Source organism: Micromonospora sp. LOL_024, from assembly GCF_048060415.1.
GTDB lineage: Bacteria > Actinomycetota > Actinomycetes > Mycobacteriales > Micromonosporaceae > Micromonospora.
On the sequence record NZ_JBHMIS010000001.1, the window covers coordinates 176986 to 196935 of the forward strand.

The 19950-nt window shown below is 71.8% G+C and carries 15 protein-coding genes and 2 pseudogenes; 9 read left to right on the forward strand and 8 right to left on the reverse strand.

From position 1 onward, the window contains the following. The first annotated feature begins 78 nt into the window (after positions 1-78). Positions 79-1752 (forward strand): phenylacetic acid degradation protein PaaN, encoded by a 1674-nt coding sequence (gene paaN / locus ACFHWY_RS00830; protein ID WP_416578126.1) that lies wholly within the window; start codon positions 79-81, stop codon positions 1750-1752. A gap of 98 nt (positions 1753-1850) precedes the next feature. Here paaN and ACFHWY_RS00835 read toward each other — a convergent pair whose 3' ends face one another. Beyond that, entirely contained in the window at positions 1851-2393 is a 543-nt protein-coding gene (locus ACFHWY_RS00835) for a GNAT family N-acetyltransferase (RefSeq protein WP_416578127.1), read from the reverse strand. A 212-nt stretch (positions 2394-2605) separates the two neighbouring features. Between ACFHWY_RS00835 and ACFHWY_RS00840 the strand changes: the two genes are divergently transcribed. The 3 genes from ACFHWY_RS00840 to groL all read left to right on the forward strand — a co-directional run bounded on the left by ACFHWY_RS00840 (position 2606) and on the right by groL (position 5777). Then, positions 2606-2809 carry a cold-shock protein gene (locus tag ACFHWY_RS00840; protein ID WP_416578128.1) on the forward strand — a complete coding sequence of 68 codons (204 nt, stop codon included), beginning with the start codon at positions 2606-2608 and terminating at the stop codon, positions 2807-2809. Between the two features lie 137 nt (positions 2810-2946). Then, a complete protein-coding gene (locus tag ACFHWY_RS00845) occupies positions 2947-3879 on the forward strand; it encodes a hypothetical protein (RefSeq protein WP_416578129.1) in 933 nt (310 codons plus the stop codon). Between the two features lie 275 nt (positions 3880-4154). Further along, on the forward strand, positions 4155-5777 hold the full coding sequence (groL, locus tag ACFHWY_RS00850; RefSeq protein ID WP_416578130.1) for a chaperonin GroEL: 1623 nt from the start codon (positions 4155-4157) through the stop codon (positions 5775-5777). Between the two features lie 123 nt (positions 5778-5900). On the opposite strand, the gene ACFHWY_RS00855 is transcribed toward groL, so the two are convergent. Continuing rightward, positions 5901-6836: a GNAT family N-acetyltransferase gene (locus tag ACFHWY_RS00855; RefSeq protein WP_416578131.1), complete on the reverse strand. Its 936-nt coding sequence runs from the start codon at positions 6834-6836 to the stop codon at positions 5901-5903. A 61-nt stretch (positions 6837-6897) separates the two neighbouring features. Continuing rightward, positions 6898-9324 (reverse strand): S8 family serine peptidase, encoded by a 2427-nt coding sequence (locus ACFHWY_RS00860; protein ID WP_416578132.1) that lies wholly within the window; start codon positions 9322-9324, stop codon positions 6898-6900. A 133-nt stretch (positions 9325-9457) separates the two neighbouring features. Between ACFHWY_RS00860 and ACFHWY_RS00865 the strand changes: the two genes are divergently transcribed. Both ACFHWY_RS00865 and ACFHWY_RS00870 read left to right on the forward strand, forming a co-directional pair. Next, complete coding sequence (locus tag ACFHWY_RS00865) at positions 9458-11281, forward strand: glycerol-3-phosphate dehydrogenase/oxidase (RefSeq protein ID WP_416578133.1); 1824 nt, start codon at positions 9458-9460, stop codon at positions 11279-11281. Between the two features lie 82 nt (positions 11282-11363). After that, positions 11364-11882 (forward strand): hypothetical protein, encoded by a 519-nt coding sequence (locus ACFHWY_RS00870; protein ID WP_416578134.1) that lies wholly within the window; start codon positions 11364-11366, stop codon positions 11880-11882. 17 nt (positions 11883-11899) lie between these two features. On the opposite strand, the gene ACFHWY_RS00875 is transcribed toward ACFHWY_RS00870, so the two are convergent. Then, the gene (locus tag ACFHWY_RS00875) at positions 11900-13300 is read right to left on the reverse strand and encodes an FAD-binding oxidoreductase (protein ID WP_416578135.1); all 1401 of its coding nucleotides are present in this window, start codon (positions 13298-13300) and stop codon (positions 11900-11902) included. Positions 13301-13585: 285 nt separating this feature from the next. On the opposite strand from ACFHWY_RS00875, the gene ACFHWY_RS00880 reads away from it, so the two are divergent. Together ACFHWY_RS00880 and ACFHWY_RS00885 are read left to right on the forward strand one after the other, a co-directional pair. Next, on the forward strand, positions 13586-14773 hold the full coding sequence (locus tag ACFHWY_RS00880; RefSeq protein ID WP_416578136.1) for an FUSC family protein: 1188 nt from the start codon (positions 13586-13588) through the stop codon (positions 14771-14773). A gap of 17 nt (positions 14774-14790) precedes the next feature. Further along, complete coding sequence (locus tag ACFHWY_RS00885) at positions 14791-16284, forward strand: PrsW family intramembrane metalloprotease (protein ID WP_416578137.1); 1494 nt, start codon at positions 14791-14793, stop codon at positions 16282-16284. A gap of 53 nt (positions 16285-16337) precedes the next feature. Here the strand turns inward: ACFHWY_RS00885 and ACFHWY_RS00890 are convergent, their stop codons facing one another. The 4 genes and pseudogenes from ACFHWY_RS00890 to ACFHWY_RS00905 form a co-directional block, all read right to left on the reverse strand. Continuing rightward, positions 16338-16505, reverse strand: a complete 168-nt coding sequence (locus tag ACFHWY_RS00890; protein WP_170147628.1) for a hypothetical protein — start codon at positions 16503-16505, stop codon at positions 16338-16340. Positions 16506-16617: 112 nt separating this feature from the next. Next, positions 16618-16956: a GroES family chaperonin gene (locus ACFHWY_RS00895; RefSeq protein WP_416578138.1), complete on the reverse strand. Its 339-nt coding sequence runs from the start codon at positions 16954-16956 to the stop codon at positions 16618-16620. A 109-nt stretch (positions 16957-17065) separates the two neighbouring features. Continuing rightward, positions 17066-17749, reverse strand: a pseudogene (locus ACFHWY_RS00900) (ATP-dependent DNA helicase); the annotation flags it as partial. Positions 17750-17893: 144 nt separating this feature from the next. Further along, positions 17894-19255, reverse strand: a pseudogene (locus tag ACFHWY_RS00905) (ATP-dependent DNA helicase); the annotation flags it as partial. Positions 19256-19392: 137 nt separating this feature from the next. Between ACFHWY_RS00905 and ACFHWY_RS00910 the strand changes: the two are divergent. Further along, on the forward strand, positions 19393-19899 hold the full coding sequence (locus ACFHWY_RS00910; protein WP_416578139.1) for a DUF402 domain-containing protein: 507 nt from the start codon (positions 19393-19395) through the stop codon (positions 19897-19899). Positions 19900-19950: the final 51 nt, after the last annotated feature.

The window sequence follows — 19950 nt, forward strand, 5'->3', positions numbered from 1 at the left end:
GGACGAACAGGCGGTTGGCGAGCTGAGTTGTGACACGCCTCTACTGATCTGGGGGCTTTGTGTTGCATGATGGCGGGCATGACGGACACCCCGCACCCCCTTCACAGCAGGCACGCCGAGACCCTGAACCGTGCGCTGACCGCGATCACGGAGCGGGGGTACTGGTCCGCCTACCCGGAATCACCCAGCCCTCGGGTGTACGGCGAGACGGCCGCCGCTGACGGCAAGGCCGCCTTCGAGGCGTACCTGGGTGGTGACTTCCCGCTCGACCAGCCGGGTGACGGCGACCGGGTCACCACCGAGACCAGCCCGTTCGGCGTCGAGCTGAACGTGAGCTATCCGCACGCCGACGCCGACCAGCTCGTCGCCGCGGCGTCCGCCGCGCTGCCCGCCTGGCGCGACGCCGGCCCGCAGACCCGGGTCGGTGTCTGCCTGGAGATCCTCGACCGGCTGCACAAGAACATCTTCGAGCTGGCCAACGCGGTGCAGTTCACCAGCGGCCAGGCGTTCGTGATGGCCTTCCAGGCCGGCGGCGCACACGCGCTGGACCGGGCACTGGAGTCGCTCGCCTACGCGTACGCCGAGATGACCCGGCACCCGGGCACCGCCGGCTGGGAGAAGGCCGCCGGCAAGGGCGATCCGCTGCGGATGACCAAGACCTTCCACGTGGTGCCCCGGGGCGTCGCCCTGGTCATCGGCTGCAACACCTTCCCGACCTGGAACTCGTACCCGGGTCTGTTCGCCTCACTCGTCACCGGCAACCCGGTGTTGGTCAAGCCGCACCCGCGCGCCGTACTCCCACTGGCCGTCACGGTCCGCTATGCCCGCGAGGTGCTCGCCGAGGCCGGCTTCGACCCGAACCTGGTGCTACTCGCCCCCGAGGCCCCGGACGAGAAGCTGGCCTCGACCCTCGCCCTGCACCCGGCCGTGCGGATCGTCGACTTCACCGGCTCCACCGAGTACGGCGACTGGCTGGAGGCCAACGCCCGGCAGGCAGCCGTCTACACCGAGAAAGCCGGACTCAACACGGTGGTCATCGACTCCACCGACGACTTCGCCGGCATGTGCCGGAATCTGGGCTTCACGCTGACCCTCTACAGCGGCCAGATGTGCACCACCTCACAGAACATCCTCATCCCCCGCGACGGGATCGACACCGACCAGGGGCGCAAGAGCTTCGACGAGGTGGCCGGCGGGATCGCCGCCGCAGTTGGCAAGCTCACCGCCGACGCGGCCCGGGGCGTCGAGCTGACCGGCGCGATCGTCAACGACGGTGTGCTGGAGCGCCTCGCCGAGGTCACCAAGGTCGGCGAGCCGGTGCTGGAGTCCCGTACCGTCGAACACCCGTCCTTTCCGGGTGCCGTCGTGCGTACGCCGACCGTCGTCAAGCTGGACGCCGACGACACCGCGACCTACTCGCAGGAGTGGTTCGGGCCGATCTCCTTCGCCATCGCCACCGACTCCACCACGCACAGCCTGGAGATTCTCCGCTCGACGGTAGGGGAGAAGGGCGCGTTGACGGCCGCCGTCTACTCCACCGACTCCGCGGTGCTGGACGCCACCGAGAACGCCGCGATCGAGGTCGGTGTGCACCTGTCGGGCAACCTCACCGGCGGCGTCTTCGTGAACCAGTCGGCGGCCTTTTCCGACTTCCACGGTAGCGGAGCCAACCCTGCCGCCAACGCTGCCCTCACCGACGGCGCCTACGTCGCCAACCGGTTCCGCATCGTCCAGACCCGTCGACACGTGTAACCGGCCCCCCTCCACCCCCCGTCCCCTGCCCCCTCCGCCGCGCCGCGTCGATCTAGGGACGAATGTCGTCAGTCGATCTCCAGTGACGACGAGAATCCCTAGATCGGCGGGGCGGCGGGGCGGCGCATCTGGAGTTCGCGGAGGGTGGGGATGCGCGGGTGGGGGAGGCGTACCCCGGTGTCGACGAAGCCCAGCCGCTGGTAGGCCCGGTAGGCGCGGTCGTTGCCCACCACCACCTCCAGCATCAGCTCGTGCCGCCCGCAGGCCCGTGACCAGGCGCCGACCGTTTCGACCAGAGCTGCGAGCAGGCCACTGCCCCGCCAGGACTGGGTGATGTAGACCGCGTAGAGCACCGTCACCGCTGGCTCCGCCGGATGGGCGGTCCCGCCGGCGTGCCCGACCAGTCGGCCGCCCGGATCCGCCACGAACTGCGCGGTGTGGGTGCCGGTCGAGACCTGGGCGATCCGGGCGGCGTAACCGGCGTGCGGGCGGGCCGCCGCCTCGGCAAGCGTTTCCAGGAAGGCCAGCGGTGCGTCCGCGAGCATCTCCAGGCGCAGCGCGCGCATCCGGGCGGCGTCCGGCGGCTCGACCCGGCGGACGACGGCCTGCCGTACGCCGGTGCCGTCGGCGACGCTCGTCATGAGCGCATGAATATCACAGTGACGTGCAACTATGCGAGACGGTAGCAGTATGCCCGATTTGCGGTCGTGCGCCGCCGTCACGCTTCGTGTACCGTGCGATTTCGGTCACCCGTTTCAGTGGTCGTAGTCGATCAGGCGAACCGGTGGTTCTCGGGTCGTCGGCGCGCCCTCGGCCCGAGGTAGGGAACGCCGCGCAGAGTGAGGACAGCACCGTGGCACAGGGCACCGTGAAGTGGTTCAACGCCGAGAAGGGCTACGGCTTCATCGCCGTCGACGGCGGGCAGGATGTCTTCGTTCACTTCTCCGCGATCGAGATGGACGGCTACAAGGCGCTGGACGACGGCCAGCGGGTGGAGTTCGAGATCGTCCAGGGTCAGAAGGGCCCGCAGGCCGAACAGGTGCGCCTCCTCGCCTGAATGGTGCACCCCACCCACCCCACCCTGCTGATCCGGTCGGTGGTCAGGGTGACGTGGTCGTGGCCGGACGGGGCTGCGGCGTGGACGTCGCGCAAGGAAAGATCGTGAGCTGGCCCAGCCGTCGCTGAGGAGAGTTCATGTCCGACCAGCCGCCCCATCCCGACCAGCCGCTGCCGTATCCCGACCAGCCGTCGGCCGGCTGGTACCAGCCGGCCGGGTACGGGCTAACTCCGGCTGACCCGCTGGTGACGCCGCCCGGGGCGGGGCTCGGTGGCTGGTTCGCGCGCTGCCTGAGCACAGCCGGCCGGGGCTGGCGACTGCTGCTGCCGATTCTCGTCCTCACCCAGGTGCTGCCGCTGGCGATGCTGTCGGTGCTGACCCTGGCCGTGGACCCGTCGGCCCGCTGGGACGCCGAGATGGCCGGCAACTCCGCGCTGCCCGTGACCTTCTGGAGCGACCTGTCCGTACTGCTGTTCGTCCTGGTGGGCGGAAGCCTGGTCTTCGGCTTGGTGCAGTGCCTCGGCTGGGCCGCCGGCGCCTGGGTGATCGCCCGGCAGGCGGCCGGTGAGCCGGTCGGTTTCGGTGCGGCCCTGCGCTACGGCCTGCGTCGGGCGCTCGGTCTCTGGGGCTGGACGTTGATTGTCACGTTGATCGTTGCCATCGGGTTCTTCTGTTGCTGCTTCCTGCCCGGGATCTACGCGGGTTTCGCGCTCGCCATGGCCGGCCCGGTCTACCTGTTCGAGCGGCAGGAGCCGATCAGTCGTTCGCATCGGATGTTGCGCGCCCGGCTGGGGCTGCTGCTCGGCCGGGTGGCGCTGGTGGCCGCGGCGGCGATCGGTGTGGCGTTGGTCGCGGGCGTTGTCGAGTCGTTGGCGATCATTCCCTTCGGCGTCACGCCGCTGAATTCACCCGGTACGGCGGTGGGCGCCTTGCTGGCGATCTCGGTGGGTGCGTTGTTGGCGCTGCCCGCGCATCTCGCCCAGTTGGTCGGCCTGGTGGTCACGTACGCCGAGCAGCGTGCTCACGAGGGTCCGGTGAACGCCGGGCAACTGGCCGTCGAACTCGGCTGACCCGGGCGATCGTGCTTGCACTCGGCAGGGGAGAGTGCTAAACAAGTCATTGGCACTCGCATGGCGTGAGTGCCAGTTGGTCGGGACGGTGGGGCTGCGGTCGCGCTCGTGACATAACCACGGGTGGGGCACGCGGTCAGTCGTCGCGGGCTATCCGGCCCGGCCGAGGAGGCGTCGCCGTCGCCAGGTGGCGACGTCCCAAGGTGCGTACACCAGACGGCCCATCCGGGATACCAACTCGGATGGCCCGTGAGTGTCCAGGAGGACAACGCCGTATGGCCAAGATGATCGCGTTCGACGAAGAGGCGCGCCGCGGCCTCGAGCGGGGCATGAACCAGCTCGCCGACGCCGTGAAAGTGACGCTCGGCCCCAAGGGCCGCAACGTCGTGCTCGAGAAGAAGTGGGGTGCCCCCACCATCACCAACGATGGTGTGAGCATCGCCAAGGAGATCGAGCTCGAGGACCCGTACGAGAAGATCGGCGCCGAGCTGGTCAAGGAGGTCGCCAAGAAGACCGACGACGTGGCCGGTGACGGCACGACGACGGCGACCGTCCTGGCTCAGGCTCTCGTTCGCGAGGGCCTGCGCAACGTGGCCGCCGGCGCCAACCCGATGGCCCTGAAGCGGGGCATCGAGACCGCTGTGGCCAGCGTCTCGGAGGAGCTGCTGAAGCTCGCCAAGGACGTTGAGACCAAGGAGCAGATTGCCTCCACCGCCTCCATCTCCGCCGGTGACAACACCGTCGGTGAGATCATCGCCGAGGCGATGGACAAGGTCGGCAAGGAAGGCGTCATCACCGTCGAGGAGAGCAACACCTTCGGTCTGGAGCTTGAGCTCACCGAGGGCATGCGCTTCGACAAGGGCTACATCTCGGCCTACTTCATGACCGACCCGGAGCGTATGGAGGCCGTCTTCGACGACCCGTACATCCTGATCGCGAACAGCAAGATCGCGTCGGTCAAGGACCTGCTCCCGATCCTGGAGAAGGTCATGCAGGGCGGCAAGCCGCTGCTGATCATCGCCGAGGACCTCGAGGGCGAGGCCCTGGCCACCCTGGTCGTCAACAAGGTCCGTGGCACCTTCAAGTCGGTCGCCGTCAAGGCGCCGGGCTTCGGTGACCGCCGCAAGGCCATGCTGACCGACATCGCCATCCTCACCGGTGGCCAGGTCATCAGCGAGGAGGTCGGCCTCAAGCTGGACGCCGCCGGTCTCGACATGCTGGGCCGCGCCCGCAAGGTCGTGGTGACCAAGGACGAGACCACCATCGTCGACGGTGCCGGCGACGCCGAGCAGATCCAGGGCCGGGTCAACCAGATCCGGGCCGAGATCGACAAGAGCGACTCCGACTACGACCGGGAGAAGCTGCAGGAGCGGCTGGCCAAGCTGGCCGGCGGCGTCGCGGTGATCAAGGTCGGCGCGGCCACCGAGGTCGAGCTCAAGGAGCGCAAGCACCGCATCGAGGACGCGGTCCGCAACGCCAAGGCCGCCGTCGAGGAGGGCATCGTCCCGGGTGGTGGTGTCGCGCTGGTCCAGGCCGGCAAGAGCGCCTTCGACAAGCTGGACCTGAACGGTGACGAGGCGACCGGTGCGCAGATCGTCAAGATCGCGCTCGACGCCCCGCTGCGGCAGATCGCCGTCAACGCCGGCCTCGAGGGCGGCGTCGTGGTCGAGCGGGTCCGCAACCTCGACTCGGGTCACGGCCTGAACGCCGCGTCCGGCGAGTACGTCGACCTGCTGGCCGCGGGCATCATCGACCCGGCCAAGGTGACCCGTTCGGCGCTGCAGAACGCCGCGTCGATCGCCGCGCTGTTCCTCACCACCGAGGCCGTCGTGGCGGACAAGCCGGAGAAGACCCCGGCCGCCCCGGCTGGCCCGGGCGGCGGGGACATGGACTTCTGAGTCCAGCTCCAACGCCGAGAGTGGGCGGACCGCGTCAGCGGTCCGCCCACTCTCGTTCGTCCCGGCGGGTTGTCCGGCCCGTCGACTCCGGGCGGCGACGTCGTGATCAACCTTGCCCGTCGCTCATGCGGTGCCGAGCGGCCTGCGATACAGGAAGAAGACCCGTTCGATCCGGGCGCCCGCGCTGCCCGAGTAGAACGGGACCGGCCCGACCCAACCGATCTGGGCGGACTCGATGCCCGCCGCCCGCTGGTCACGCAGGCAGCGTCGCAGCAGCACGCCGCCGATGCCGGAGCCCTCGGCGGCCGGCGCGGTGCCCATCGGGCCGAACCAACTCGGGCGGGACGATCCGTAGGCGGCGAAACCGAGCAGTTGACCGTCGCGCTCGGCCAGGTGGCAGCCAGCCTCCGGCTGGTCGAGCGAGCCGGCCAACTCGGCGTCCCACGAGCCGCCGAACGTGCTGCGGACGAACGCCGCGAGCGCCGGCAGGTCGGCCGGCCCCGCCCGACGGACGGCCACTCCCTGCTCCGCCAGCCGGGACTCGGCCGCCTCTGTCGACCGCAGCGCCGGCGACCCGTCGTACGACAGGTCGGCGGTCATGTTCCAGGCGGTCCGGTCCTGCCGGTAGCCGAGAGCGAGCCCGAGACAGATCGCCGGGGTGTAGCGCACGTCAATGCCTGGCCAGGCGTAGTGGGGCGGATTGCCGGCGAGCAGCACCTCGGCCGCGCCGAGCTCGGCGAGCACCCGCTCGGCCCGCCCGAGCAGGGCCCGCCCGAGACCCCGACGTCGTTTCCCGGGCCGTACGGCCAGCAGGTCCACGTGCCCGACCCGACCGTCGTCGGCGGAGATCGAGCTGATCAGTACTCCGTCCAGCGCCCCTTCCCGGCGCGCCCCGAACACCCGCACCTGCCGCGTGGCGGCGGCCCGTGACCAGAGCGTCGCCACCAGCGGTCCGGCCTCGACCGCGTCCTCAGGCAGGTCGAGCGCCCGCTGGCAGAGCGCCACCACCTCGGGCGCCTGCTCGATGGTCAACTCGACGATGTCGAAGGCGGCGTCCATGGCTGCCGACCCTAGATCACAGTCGAGGCGGACGTCAGTGCCGGTGCCGTTGCGCCGAAGGTCAGTCGCCGCGGACGGCTGCGACGGCGGCGTACGCGTCGACCAGGCCGGCACCGACCACGTTGGCGGCGCCGCCGCATTCGTCGGCCTGGCCGGGGGAGCGTGGGTCGGACTCGACCGGTGTGGCCGTCTCGCGCAGGATCCGCCGGGTCCGATCCAGGTCACCGACGAGGCCGGGATCGGCCGACCACATCAACGCCACCACGCCCGCCACCTGCGGAGCCGCCATCGACGTGCCGTCGAGCACGGCGTACCCACCGCCGGGCATCGCGGAGACGACGCCCGCCCCCGGTGCCATCAGATCCGGCTTGGCCACCCCGCCGGCGGCCGGGCCACGGGAGGAGAAGGCGGTTGCCCGGCGCTGGTCGTCCACGGCGCCGACGGTCAGCACGTCCGGGTACGGCGCGGGCGGGTCCTGCACCGAGCCGCAGAACGGCCCGGTGTTGCCGGCGGCCGCGACGACGAGGATCCCAGCCGCCTCCAGCGCTTCCGTGGCCGGCCGCAAAGTCCCTGGATCGCAGCCTTCGATCGGCGGGCAGCCCCACGAGTTGGTCAGGATCTCCGGTGCCCGGGCCGGCCGCCCCTGGGTGAACGGGTCACCGCCCGGCGGGAAGGGAGCCAGCATGAACTGGAGGCAGTCGAGGTAGTGCGCCGGGTTGCCGAGGTTACGGTCGAGGTTGACGCAGCCCACCCACTGGGCACCGGGGGCCACCCCGATGCCGTCCCGCCCGACCGCGCTGCCGACGGTGTGGGTGCCGTGCCCGCTCCGGTCGGTCGGCGTCCGGGTGTCGTTCCAGGGGTCGAACCACGAGTCGTCGCCACCCCGGAAGCCCTCGGTCAGGGTCGGATGCCGCCCGTCGACGCCGGAGTCGGAGCTGCCGACGGTCACGCCGGCGCCGGTGACCCCGAGAGAGGACCAGACCCGGTCAGCGCCGATCATCGCGATGTGCCACGGCGGTACGGCCGGCGCGGCAGCGGTGCCACCGGCCTTGCCAGCGGGTGCCGGCAACGGGCGTAGCCGTTGGCTGACCAGCACCCGGGCCACTTCGGGCCGGCCGGTCAACCAGGCCCGCAGCGCCGGTCCGCCATCCACTTCGACCGCGTTGACCAGGTAGTAGGCGGTGTGGTCCAGCCGCAGCCGCCGGAGTTCCCGCCGTAGGTCGGCCTGGGTGCGTTCGGCGGTGTCGACCAGCCGCCGGTGGACCTCGGTGACGCGGGCGTCCTGACCGGCCTTGCCCGGCCCGCCGGTTAGGTCGGTTAGGTCGGCCTGTTCCCGCAGCACCACGAAGAGCCGCTCCCCGTGCAGCCCCGGCTGGCCGGCGGTGCCGCCGACCAGTCCGACCGTGATCAGTACGGCCACCGCGGTCCCCGCGGCGACCGCCCGGCGGGGTGGACGGGCCGACGGCCGGGTCAGCAGCAGACCGTAAGCGACCGCCAGGAGCACCCCGACGGCGAGCCCGGCGCCGGAGGCCACCGCCACCCAGAACGGCACGTCCCGCGCGCCGACCAGCAGCAGGCTGATCTCCTCCGGATCGGTGAACCCCAGCGGACCGAGCACTCCGAGCCCGACCAGCCAGGCGGTCGCGGCTCGGCCGGTTCTCCCGCCGCTGCGGCGACTGAGGAAGTGCAGCGCTGCCAGTGTGAAACCGGCCGGCGGTAGCGTCACCAGCAGCGGCAACTGGGCACCGGACTGCCCGACGCCGGCACCCACCAGCAGCAGCACCACCCCGGCGACCAAGCCGCCCACCAGCACCAGACGGGTTGCCCGGGGTGGTTCACCGGCCTCGAAGCGGCCCCAGTACCGGGCGTCCAGCAGCACTGTGGCCAGCGCGCCGACGGCCGCCGCGGCCAGCCCGGCGAGGACGGTCTCCAGCAGCCCGCCGAGCGCGCCGAGCCACACCCAGGGCGCCAGCAGGGCAACCCCTGCGGCCACGGCGAGCAGGGTGACCACCGACGGGCGTGTCTCGGGCCCTGCTTCGGGTTCCGCCGGGCCGGCTGCGGATCGACCGGGATCGAGGACCCGGCGCGGCAGCCGGTTCGTCACCACCGCGAGCAGTGTGGCAGTGGCGGCCAGCGCGGCGAGGTACGCCTCGTGGTGTACCGGTGGAATCGCGCGCAGCAGTCCGAGCGCGCCGAGTGCGAGCACACCGGCCAGCCACCGCCGGCCGACGACGCGGACCGTCTCCGAGCGGGGTACCAGTGCCAGCGGTAGGGCGGCGGTGCCGATCAGCAGCACAGTGAGTAGGCAGATCAACGGCCAGAGCGGTACCAGCCGACCCACCCCGAGGATCAGCAGCACCTGGTCGACTCCCCAGCCGCCGGTCTGTGTCCCGACGGCGACGGCGACTGCCCAGCAGCCGACCAGCACCGCCGCGGCGATCGCCCAGGGGCTGCCGGCGCTGCCGGAGGTGGAGTGGTCGGCCCGCATCCGCTCACCATATGACGTGGTAGCCGGCCGGCGGCGTTCGCTCGTCCCGACTGTCACCGACCACGGCCTGCCCGGCGCCATCGGTGCCGGGCGTGGCATGTCACGAGTTGGCCGGTGCGGTTAACGTGGACAGGTGCGCGATCCCCACGTTCCACGCTCGGTCGCCGGGCAGCTCTCACCCTCCCGCCGCGCCGTCGACCTGCGTCGGCTGCGGGCCGAGCGGTTCGACGTGCTGATCATTGGTGGTGGTGTGACCGGTGCCGGAGCGGCCGTCGATGCCGCGTCCCGGGGCTTGAAGGTCGCCCTGGTGGAGGCGCGTGACTTGGCCGCCGGCACCTCCAGCCGGTCCAGCAAGCTGATCCACGGCGGCCTGCGCTACCTGGAACAGCTGGAGTTCGGCCTGGTGCACGAGGCGCTCACCGAGCGGGGCCTGCTGGCCACCCGACTGGCACCGCACCTGGTGCGCCCGGTGCCGTTCCTGGTGCCGCTCCCTGCCGGCAAGGGCCTGTTCGACCTGCCTGCCCGCTTGTTCCGCCGTGCCTACTACGGCGCCGGGGTGGCCGCCTACGACGCCTTCGCCGGCCTCTTCGGCGGTGGCCGGGGGATGCCGCTGCACCGTCACCTGAGCCGCGAGGGCGCCCGCCGGGTGTTCCCGAGCCTGCGTTCGGACGGGCTGGCCGGTGCGATCCGCTACCACGACGGACAGGTCGACGACGCCCGCCTGGTGGTCACCCTGGCCCGCACCGCCGCCAGCCTGGGGGCGACGGTGGTGAGCAGCGCCCGGGCGGTCGGGCTGATCCGGCAGGCGCGGGAGGTCACCGGGGTCCGGCTCCGCGACCTGGAGGAGCCCGCCGGTTCCCCCGACGCGGAGTTCGAGGTACGCGCCCGAACGGTGATCGCCGCCACCGGCGTCTGGACCGACGACATGTCGCGGATGCTCAACGACGTCGGGCTGCGGCCCGGCATCCGGGTCCGGGCCTCCAAGGGGGTGCACCTGGTGCTGCCTCGGTCGGCGATCACCGGCGAGACCGGGCTGATTCTGCGTACGGCCAGCAGTGTCCTGTTCGTCATCCCGTGGGGCGGGCACTGGATCATCGGCACCACGGACACGGACTGGCGTTTGGACCGATCGCACCCGGCGGCCTCCGCCAGCGACATCGACTACCTCCTCAGGCAGGTCAACACCGTGCTGGACCGGCCGCTGACCACGGCCGACATCGAGGGTGTCTACGCCGGGCTGCGCCCGCTGCTGGCGGGCGAGGCGGACTCCACCTCGAAGCTCTCCCGGGAACACGCCGTCATCGAGCCGATGCTGGGGTTGCTGCTGGTCGCGGGCGGCAAGTACACGACGTACCGGGTGATGGCCGCTGACGTCGTGGACCGGGCGGTGCGACGGCTCGGCGGTCAGCGTCCGTCTCGCACCGCCGACCTGCCGTTGCTCGGCGCGGACGGGTACGCGGCCATGTGGCGGGACCGGGCTGACCTGGCTCGGCGACACGGAGTGCCGGTGGGTGTGGTGGAGCACCTGCTGGAGCGCTACGGCAGCCTGACTCTCGACCTGCTCGCCCTGGTCGACGTGGACCCGCTGCTGGCCGCCCCGCTGGCCGGCGCGCCGGAGTATCTCGCCGCCGAGGTGACCTACGCGGCTCGGGCCGAGGGTGCGCTGCATTTGGAGGACGTACTGACCCGGCGTACCCGGATCTCGATCGAGACGACCCACCGGGGCCTGGAGTCGGCCGAGCACACGGCCGAGCTGATGGGCGCGGTGCTGGGCTGGGACGCTGCCCGGCAGGCTCGGGAGGTGGCGCACTACCGGGCCCGGGTCCAGGCCGAACGGCAGTCCCAGTTGATGCCGGACGATGCGACCGCGGACGCGGCCCGGCTCGGCGCGCCGGACGTGCGGGGCTATGCAGCGGACCGGGGTGCCGACGACGGCGCGGCCGGTCTGGCCCGCTGAGGAGATCCGGCTGGACAGTGCCGTTCATGGTTGTCCTTCCGGACGGTTACGCTCGCTACCTACGGTGGGGTAGGTTCCGCGAGTGATTGCGCTTTCCCAGTCACGGCTGGCTTCCCTGTCCGTCACCGCCCTACTGGCGGTCGTCCTCAGCGGGTGCGCACCCTTCGGTGGGCAGACCGAGCCGGAGCAGCCGGCTGACGCGCCGCCTGGGGCGGGCGGTGCGGCGACCACCGGCAACGGGCGGGTCAGCCTGCTGCAGAACCTCGGGACAGACGGCCCGCTGCGGACCCTGAACGTGGCACCCGACGGCCGTTGGGAGTGCATCGACTGTGCGGGCGACGGGGTCACGTCGACCGGCGCGCTGACCGACGAGCAGCGCGAGCGGTTGCAGTCGCTGCTGGTCGAACCGGCACTGGTCAAGGAGACCGACGAAATTCGTGGCTACCGGGTGACGTGCATCGGCTCGCTCACCTCCAGCCTACTGACCTCGACCGGTCTGATCACCTCCCAGGACTGTCCCGGGGAGGAACGGCCGCCGGTGGCCGAGGAGATCATGTTGCTGCTCACCCAGAACACCCCTGCCGAACTGGTCGGCGGCTGAGGTCGGCCGTCAGCGGCTCAGAGCACCTTGCCGGGGTTGAGCAGGCCGGTCGGGTCCAGGGCAGCCTTGATCGCATGGTGCACGCGGACGCCCACCGGGCCGATCTCCCGGGCCAGCCAGTCCCGCTTGAGCAGGCCGACGCCGTGCTCGCCGGTGCAGGTGCCGCCGAGGTCCAGACCGAGCCGCATGATCTCGTCGAAGGCACGCCGGCCCCGCTCCAGGCTGGCCGGGTCGGCCCGGTCGACCACGATGTTGGGGTGCATGTTGCCGTCACCGGCGTGACCGACGACGCCGATCGGCACCCCGCACTCGGTCGCGATCCGGGCCACCCCGTCGAGCAGCGCCGCTAATGCCCCCCGAGGTACCGCCAGGTCGTCGATGATCAGGCCGCCGTTGCCACCCGGGTACGCGTCGGAGGCGTACTTCTCCATGGCAGGATGGGCCAGCCGCCGGGCCTGCAACAGGGCGGCGGCCTCCACCGCGTCGGTGGCCGCGTACACCTCCTCGGCGCCGGCCGTCTCGCAGACCGCCGCGATCTCGGCAAGGTCAACCGTCGCCCGTGCGCCGGTGTCTGCCGCGGCCAGCAGCAGCGCCTCGGCATCGGTCCGCAGTCCCATCGGCCGGTACGCCTCGATCGCCAGCAGGTGGGTACGGTCGATCAGTTCGAGCAGGCTGGGGGAGAGGCCCTGGGCGGAGATCCGGGCCACCGCCTCACCCGCGGCGGCGGTGGAACCGAAGACGGCCACCAGGGTCAGTGACTCCGCCGGTGCGGGGCGCAGTGCCACGGTCACCTCGGTGATCACTCCGAGGGTGCCCTCGGAGCCGACGAAGAGCCGGGTCAGGTCGTACCCGGCCACCCCCTTGGCCGTACGCCGGCCGGTGCGCAGGACCTCACCGGAGGCGAGCACCACCTCCAGGCCGAGCACGTACTCGGTGGTGACGCCGTACTTCACGCAGCACATGCCGCCCGCGTTGGTGGCGACGTTGCCGCCGATCGTGGACGACTCCCACGAGCCGGGGTCCGGCGGGTACCACAGGCCCTGCCGGCCCACCGCGGCGCTGAGAGCGGCGTTGACCACCCCAGGCTGGACCACCGCGATCCGGCTCACCGGATCGATCTCCAGGATCGCGTCCATCGCGGCGGTGCTGATCACCACGGCGCCGTCGACGGCGTTCGCCGCGCCCGCCAGGCCGGTGCGCGCGCCCTGCGGCACCACCGGTACGCCGTGCCGGGTGGCCGCCCGGAGCACCGCGACGACCTCCTCGGTGGCGCGCGGCCGGGTCACCACCAGTGGCGTTCCGGCGGCGCACAGGTCGGCCTCGTCCCGCTCATGCGCACCGAGCAGATCCGGATCGGTGAGGACCGCCTCCGACCCGAGGGCGGCACGCAGGTCGTCGAGGAGTGCGGAGGTGGCCATGCGGCCGAGGCTACGACCGGTCGTCGCTGATCATCAACCTGGGTCGCCACCCCGGGTAAGGCGCTGGGCGCACGCCGGGGCGGCTTCGACCGCGACCACTAGGCCTGCCCCATCGGCTGCGGGGCACCGCCAGGACCGATTCCTGAACCGGACGGCAGGATGTGCCGCTCCGGCAAGGATTGTCCCGGCGTGCGACGGGTAGTCGCGGCCATGGCGGAGGCCCGGAGCCGACGATTTCGGTTGCTACGCCGGAACGGCAGGCGCGAAAGCCGGTCGGACGTTGACATGGCCCGCATCGCCGAGACCGTGGCGCAACTGCACCATCGGGGCAAGGCCACTCTGCGCGACCGGCTGCACCGGGTACGGCTGTCGTTGGGCCTGGCCGCCCAGGCAGGTCTCGCGGCCGGCCTGGCCTGGGTGGCCGCACACGAACTGCTGGGTAACCCGCAACCGGTCTTCGCCCCGATCTCCGCCGTCGGCACGCTTGCCGTCTCGGTCGGCCAACGGTTCCGCCGGACCATCGAGCTGATCCTCGGGGTGGGTGTCGGGGTCTTCGTCGGCGACGTGCTGGTCTACGTCCTCGGTACCGGGCCGTGGCAGCTCGCGCTCGTCGTCACCTCCGCCATCGTGCTGACCGTCTTCGCCGGGGGCAGCGTCGCCATCGTCATACAGGCCGCAGCGACCGCAGTGCTGATCATGACGCTCAGCCCGTCGGTCGAGGACCTGGAGATACCCCGGTTCATCGACGCGCTCGTCGGTGGAAGCATCGCGTTGCTGGTCACCGCGTTACTGCTGCCACTCAATCCGCTCCGGGTGCTGAACCGGGCCGCCCGTCCGGCGCTGGAACTGCTCGCCACGCAGCTCGACGACACCGCCGACGGGCTGCGGGACCGGGACCGGGACAAGATCCAGCAGGCGCTGGACCGGCTGCGCAACAACAAGCAGGAGCTGAGCACCTTCGCCGAGGCGATCGAGGGGGCCAAGGAGACCGCGCTGCTCTCCCCGGCGCGCTGGCACCGGCGCAGCGAACTGACCCACTACGCGGAGGCGGCCGACCCGATCGACCGGGCGATGCGCAACAGCGGCACGTTGATCCGTCGGGCGGTCACCCTGGTCGAGGACTACGAGCCGATTCCGGACCCGATGTCCGTCGCGGTCGCCCACCTCGCCGAGTCGGTACGGCTGCTGCAGAAGGAGTTCGCCCAGGGTGAGGAGCCCGAGCAGGCCCGGGAACGGTCGCTGCGCGCGGTCAGCGAGGCCGGCCGGGCGTACGGCGAGGGGGTCGGGTTCTCCGGGAGTGTGGTGGTCGCCCAGGTGCGTACCACCGCCAGCGACCTGCTGGTGGCCTCGGGAATCAGCCAGGAGGAGGCGAACCGGCTGGTGCGGCGGTCCTTCGGTGACCTGGAGCGGCCGGGCGCACCGGCCGGGCCGGAGCCGGCGGTCGAGCCGGCCACCGCCCCACCGGTCGGCTGAGGCGACCAGGGCGGCGGATGCGCCCGGCCGGGCGGTCCGCAGGTGACTACGCTGACCGCATGGTCGACACCCCGCCCGGCGGATCCCTGCCGCCGTCGCCGCCCGTGCCCGCCATGCCAGGCACGGGCGCCGGCATGCCAGGAATGCCACGTCGCCGGCTCAGTTGGCGGCGAGTGCTGGTGCTGGTCGGGGTGATCCTGCTGATCGCCGGCTGCGCGATCTTCATGCTCTTCACGCTCGGCACCAACCTCGGCCCCGAAGCGCTGCTGATCGGCACCGCCGCCGCGATCCTGCCGGTGCCGGTACTGGTGGCCTGTTTCCTCTGGCTCGACCGCTACGAACCCGAGCCACTGAAGTATCTGGTCTTCTGCTTCGCCTGGGGTGCCTTTGTCTCCACGGCCGCGTCGCTGACGGTCAACGAGACCGCCGCCGACTGGTTCGAGGACCAGGGACTGCCGGTAGCGCTCACGGCGGTGCTGGTCGCGCCGTTCATCGAGGAGCTGACCAAGACCTTCGGTCCGGTCCTGCTGCTGATCTTCCGGCGACGGGAGTGGTCCGGCATCACCGACGGCCTGGTCTACTGCGGGCTCTCCGCGATCGGCTTCGCGATGGTGGAGAACATCCTCTACCTGGGTGGGTACGGGTATGCCACGGGCGTCGAACAGTACGGCCCGGCAACCGGGGCGCAACAGGTCATCGCCATCTTCATCGTCCGGATTCTGCTTTTCGGGTTCGCCCATCCGCTGTTCACCTCGATGGCCGGTATCGGGCTGGGTATCGCGGCGCGGTCGGCGGACCGTCGGACACGGTTCTTCGCTCCGGTCGCCGGTCTGCTGCTGGCGATGATGTTGCACGGTGCGTGGAACCTGCTGCCGACGTTGACCCAGGCCACCGGCGAGGTACTGATCTCACTCTTCGGCTTCGTCGGCGTGATGGTGCCGATCTTCTTCGGCATGGTGGGGCTGGCGGTCTGGCTGCGGGCCTGGGAGGGGCGACTCACCGAGCGGACGCTGCCGGACTACGTGCGGGCCGGCTGGCTCACCCCGCCCGAGGTGGCGGCGCTGAGCAGCCTCGGCCGGCGGCACGCGGCCCGGGCGTGGGCCCGGCGGGTGGCTGGCGATGCCGGCCTACGGGCGATGCGCGGCTACCAGTTCGCGGCTACCCGGCTGGCCCTGCTGCGGGACGGTGCGACGCGGGGGCTGGACCGTCGCCCCGCTGACCGTGAACGGACGGTGCGGGAGGAACAGCAGTTGTTGGCCTCGATCCTCGCGTACCGGTCGTACTTCGTGGGTCGGGACCCGCAGTCCCCGGTCGGAGTCTGGGACGGGCACCGCTACCACCTGCGCTTCCCCGACGGGTCGCAGCGGTCGGTGCAGGAGCCGGACGAGCCGGTGGTCCCGATCCCGGTGGTGCTGGCCCCGTCGGCCCCGCCGCCGTTTCCCGCTGGCTACGGCCCGCCCGGCTGGCCCGGTCCTCGTCCCGGCGCACCCTGGCCGCCCGGCCACGGTTGACCCCCGCCCATCGTCGACCGCCCGGTCCTGAACGGCCGGCCAACGGCAAAGAGTCAGCTCATCAGGCTGGTGAGGAAATCGCCGAGTCCCTGAGCCATCATCATCAGCGCCGCACCGATCGCCTTGAACATCTGTGCGGCGCCGTCCGGGCGGAACGCCATGAAGTAGATCAGGAACGCGAGGCTTCCCCAGGTCAGTACCTTCTTCACGAATACCGGCATCGCCCCTCCCCAGGGCCGGTGGTGCGGCTGGCTTCCCGCCGGGGAGCGAGGCAAACGGCGCGTTCGGTACGGGCACCGGTGGTGGGGGCTCAGGGCTCAGGGTGGTGCGGGCTCAGAGGTAGAGCCCGGTGGCGTTCTCCTCGACCCGCTCGGCGGCCACCGCGTGCACGTCACGCTCGCGCAGCAACACGTAGCCGCGACCGTGCAACTCGACCTCGGAGCGGTCGTCGGGGTCGAAGAGCACCCGGTCGCCGAAGACGATGGAGCGTACGTTCGGGCCGACACCCACTGCGGTGGCCCACGCGAGGCGCTTGCCCACGGCTGCGGTGGCGGGGATGACGATGCCGGCGCTGGATCGTCGCTCGCCGTCGCTACCCTCCATCCGCACCAGCACCCGGTCGTGTAGCAATCGGATGGGCAGGCCGGCGTCGAGGTTCGGGTCGGCTGTCACGCCGCAGACGCTACCGTGTCGCTCCCGACGCGCTGGCGGTGGTCACCGGGGTTGGCGCGCTGGCCGGCGGGGCAATGTGGTGGACGGGCCCTACTGTCCGGTGGGCGGCTCAACCGGTGGCGAGGCGGGTCAGGGCGCCCTGGACCACTTCTGGACGGGTGGTGTACCAGAACGGGGGCAGCGAGCGGCGCAGGAACGGGCCGTAGCTGCGGGCCGTCTCCAGCCGGGAGTCGAGCACCGCCACCACCCCCCGGTCACCGGACGCCCGGATCAACCGGCCCACCCCCTGGGCCAGGCGTACGGCCGCGATCGGGACGCTGACGGCGGCGAATCCCGAGCCGCCCTGGGCGTCGACTGCCGCCGCCCGTGCTGCGGCGAGTGGCTCGTCGGGCCGCGGGAAGGGTAGCCGGTCGATCACCACCAGCTGGCACGCGTCGCCCGGCACGTCGACGCCCTGCCACAGCGACATCACGCCGAAGAGGCAGCTCGACCGCTCTTGGCGAAACCGCCGGACCAGCAGCGGCAGGGACTCCTCGCCCTGGAGCAGCACCGGCAGATCCGTCCGGTCGCGGACCAGCTCCGCGGCCTGCTGGGCGGCCCGCCGAGAGGAGAAAAGCCCGAGCGTACGGCCGCCGAGCGCGGTGACCAGCTTGAGCAGCTCCGCCCCGGCGGCCTCGGGCAGCCCGGAAACCCCGGGGCGGGGCAGGTGCGCGGCCACGTAGAGGATTCCCTGGCGGGGGTAGTCGAACGGCGAGCCGACATCCAACGACCGCCAGCCGAGGCCGGAATCGGCGAGCCCGCCAACGTCGCCCGCCGGCATGGCCGGAATCTCGCTCGCCGAATGGGTCGGGCCCGTCCCGGCGGCCCGGGTCGCCAGGTCGGTGGCCCCGGCGGCACCCCGGGTCCTGCCCGCGAGGGCGGCGGCGGCCGGAGATGGCGGGGTGGGCGGGGGCGCGTCGAGGCCCAGCGCCCGGGCCACCGTGTCGAACCGGCCGCCCAGCGCGAGCGTGGCCGACGTGGCCACCACGGTCCGCTCGTCGAAGAGGTGGGTGGCGAGGGTGCCGGCGACCGAGAGCGGCGCCACCACCAGCGCCCGTCGTCCGGTGGCGTCGTTGCGCTCCACCCAGGCCACGTCGTGCTCTGCCTCCTCCAGCAGCCGCTGGGCGGTGGTCGAGAGCTCGTCGAGAACGGTTTTGGCCTGCTGTTTGCGTACCGGATCCGGGTCGTCGGCCTTGATGTCCCCGATGCTGTCCAGAGCGGCGCGGGTCGCGGCGTCCAGCAGCGTGCATGATTCCCGCAGCGCGGCCGGCAGGCCGTCGGTGATCCGTCCGACCGGTGCCTCGGCCAGCCCGACCGCGAGAGCGTCGCCGGACGCGGTCAACGTCTCGGCCGCCTCCGGCCGCAGCAGCGGGCGGGCCCGCCGGGCGGACCGGTCGATCAGCTCCGGGGTCAGCTCCGCCTGGGCCGCCGAGGAGACCCGGTCGGCCAGCTCGTGTGCCTCGTCGACGACGAGCAGCCGGTGCGGCGGGACGATGTGTCGCCCGGCGAGCATGTCGACCGCGAGCAGGCTGTGATTGGTGACGACGATGTCGGCTTCCCGTGCCCGGGCCCGGGAAGCCTCCGCGAAGCACTCCTGGCCGAACGGGCAGCGGTTGGCACCGACGCACTCCCGGGCGGGCATGGAGACCAGCCGCCAGGACTGGTCGTCGACGCCCGGGTCCAGCTCGTCGCGGTCACCGGTGTCGGTGTCCTGGGCCCAGTCCCGCATCCGCTGGATCTGCCTGCCGAGCCGGCCGGCCTCTCCGAGCCAACGGGTGCCGCCGCCGGGACGCTGGACCGGGGCGTCGAAGAGGGTGTCCTCCGGCTCGTCCTCCGAGGAATTCTCCAGCCGGGCCAGGCAGAGGTAGTGGTGCCGCCCCTTGAGCACCGCGAACGTCGGCCGCCGCCCGAGAACCGGTTCGACGGCGTCGGCCAGCCGGGGCAGGTCGTGCTCGATCAGTTGGGACTGCAACGCCAGGGTGGCGGTGGAGACCACCACCGGGCCGTCGACCGTCAACGCCGGGGCGAGGTACGCCAGGGACTTGCCGGTGCCGGTGCCGGCCTGCACCAGCAGGTGCTCACGGGCGGCGACGCACTCCTCGATGGCCGCGGTCATCTGCTGTTGGCCCGGTCGGGCCGTGCCGCCGGGCACCGCGCCGACCGCGGCGGCCAGCAGCTCGGCTCCGCCCGGCCGGTCGCCCCGCCGTCGGGCCTTGTCACGGATGGCGCCGGAGTCGGTGGCGGTGCGGGGCGGGGTCACCGTGGCACGGTACCCGCCGGCCCCGACGCCGTCCGTACCGAACGGCCGTGTTTCGACGTCACGGTACGGAATACCGCCTCCGGCGCCCGGTATTTCCCGACGGTGACGCATGGGCGGAATCGGCTAGGGTGCGACTCATGCCGAGCGACATGGTCCGTGTGATCTACCGCAAGTACGACGGCAGCGCCCACCGCGACTACCCGGCCCGTCGCCTGACCGAGGACGACCTAGGTGTGTGGCTCGGCGTGTCGGCCGGCACCAGTTCGGTCTACCACGGCCGGCCCTCCGTGGAGCAGATTCCCTTCGTGTTGCTGGTGCCACACCACGCCTGGTGGACCGGCATGTTCAACCCGCCACCGCGCACCAGCGAGGTCTACTGCGACATCGCCAGCCCGGCCCGGTGGGAGGGCGACGACACGGTGTACCTGATCGACCTGGATCTGGACGTGGTCCGTCGTCGCGAAACCGGCCTGGTCGAGTTGCGCGACGAGGACGAGTTCGCCGAGCACCGGAACCGCTTCGGCTACCCGGACGAGTTGGTGGCGGCGGCCGAGGCGGCGGCACAGTGGTTGTGCGGCGCGCTCGGTGATGGCACCGAGCCGTTCGCGACGTCGTACCGCAAGTGGCTGGCCCTGGTGGTCTGAGCCGCCATCGGGCGGCGCGACCGCTGTCTCCCGACGCCGACGCGCGGCCCG

Coding starts and splice junctions, on each gene's coding strand:
- paaN (WP_416578126.1), top strand. CDS start 79: ATGACGGACACCCCGCACCCCCTTCACAGCAGGCACGCCGAGACCCTG.
- ACFHWY_RS00835 (WP_416578127.1), bottom strand. CDS start 2,393: ATGACGAGCGTCGCCGACGGCACCGGCGTACGGCAGGCCGTCGTCCGC.
- ACFHWY_RS00845 (WP_416578129.1), top strand. CDS start 2,947: ATGTCCGACCAGCCGCCCCATCCCGACCAGCCGCTGCCGTATCCCGAC.
- groL (WP_416578130.1), top strand. CDS start 4,155: ATGGCCAAGATGATCGCGTTCGACGAAGAGGCGCGCCGCGGCCTCGAG.
- ACFHWY_RS00855 (WP_416578131.1), bottom strand. CDS start 6,836: ATGGACGCCGCCTTCGACATCGTCGAGTTGACCATCGAGCAGGCGCCC.
- ACFHWY_RS00860 (WP_416578132.1), bottom strand. CDS start 9,324: ATGCGGGCCGACCACTCCACCTCCGGCAGCGCCGGCAGCCCCTGGGCG.
- ACFHWY_RS00875 (WP_416578135.1), bottom strand. CDS start 13,300: ATGGCCACCTCCGCACTCCTCGACGACCTGCGTGCCGCCCTCGGGTCG.
- ACFHWY_RS00880 (WP_416578136.1), top strand. CDS start 13,586: ATGGCCCGCATCGCCGAGACCGTGGCGCAACTGCACCATCGGGGCAAG.
- ACFHWY_RS00885 (WP_416578137.1), top strand. CDS start 14,791: ATGCGCCCGGCCGGGCGGTCCGCAGGTGACTACGCTGACCGCATGGTC.
- ACFHWY_RS00890 (WP_170147628.1), bottom strand. CDS start 16,505: ATGCCGGTATTCGTGAAGAAGGTACTGACCTGGGGAAGCCTCGCGTTC.
- ACFHWY_RS00910 (WP_416578139.1), top strand. CDS start 19,393: ATGCCGAGCGACATGGTCCGTGTGATCTACCGCAAGTACGACGGCAGC.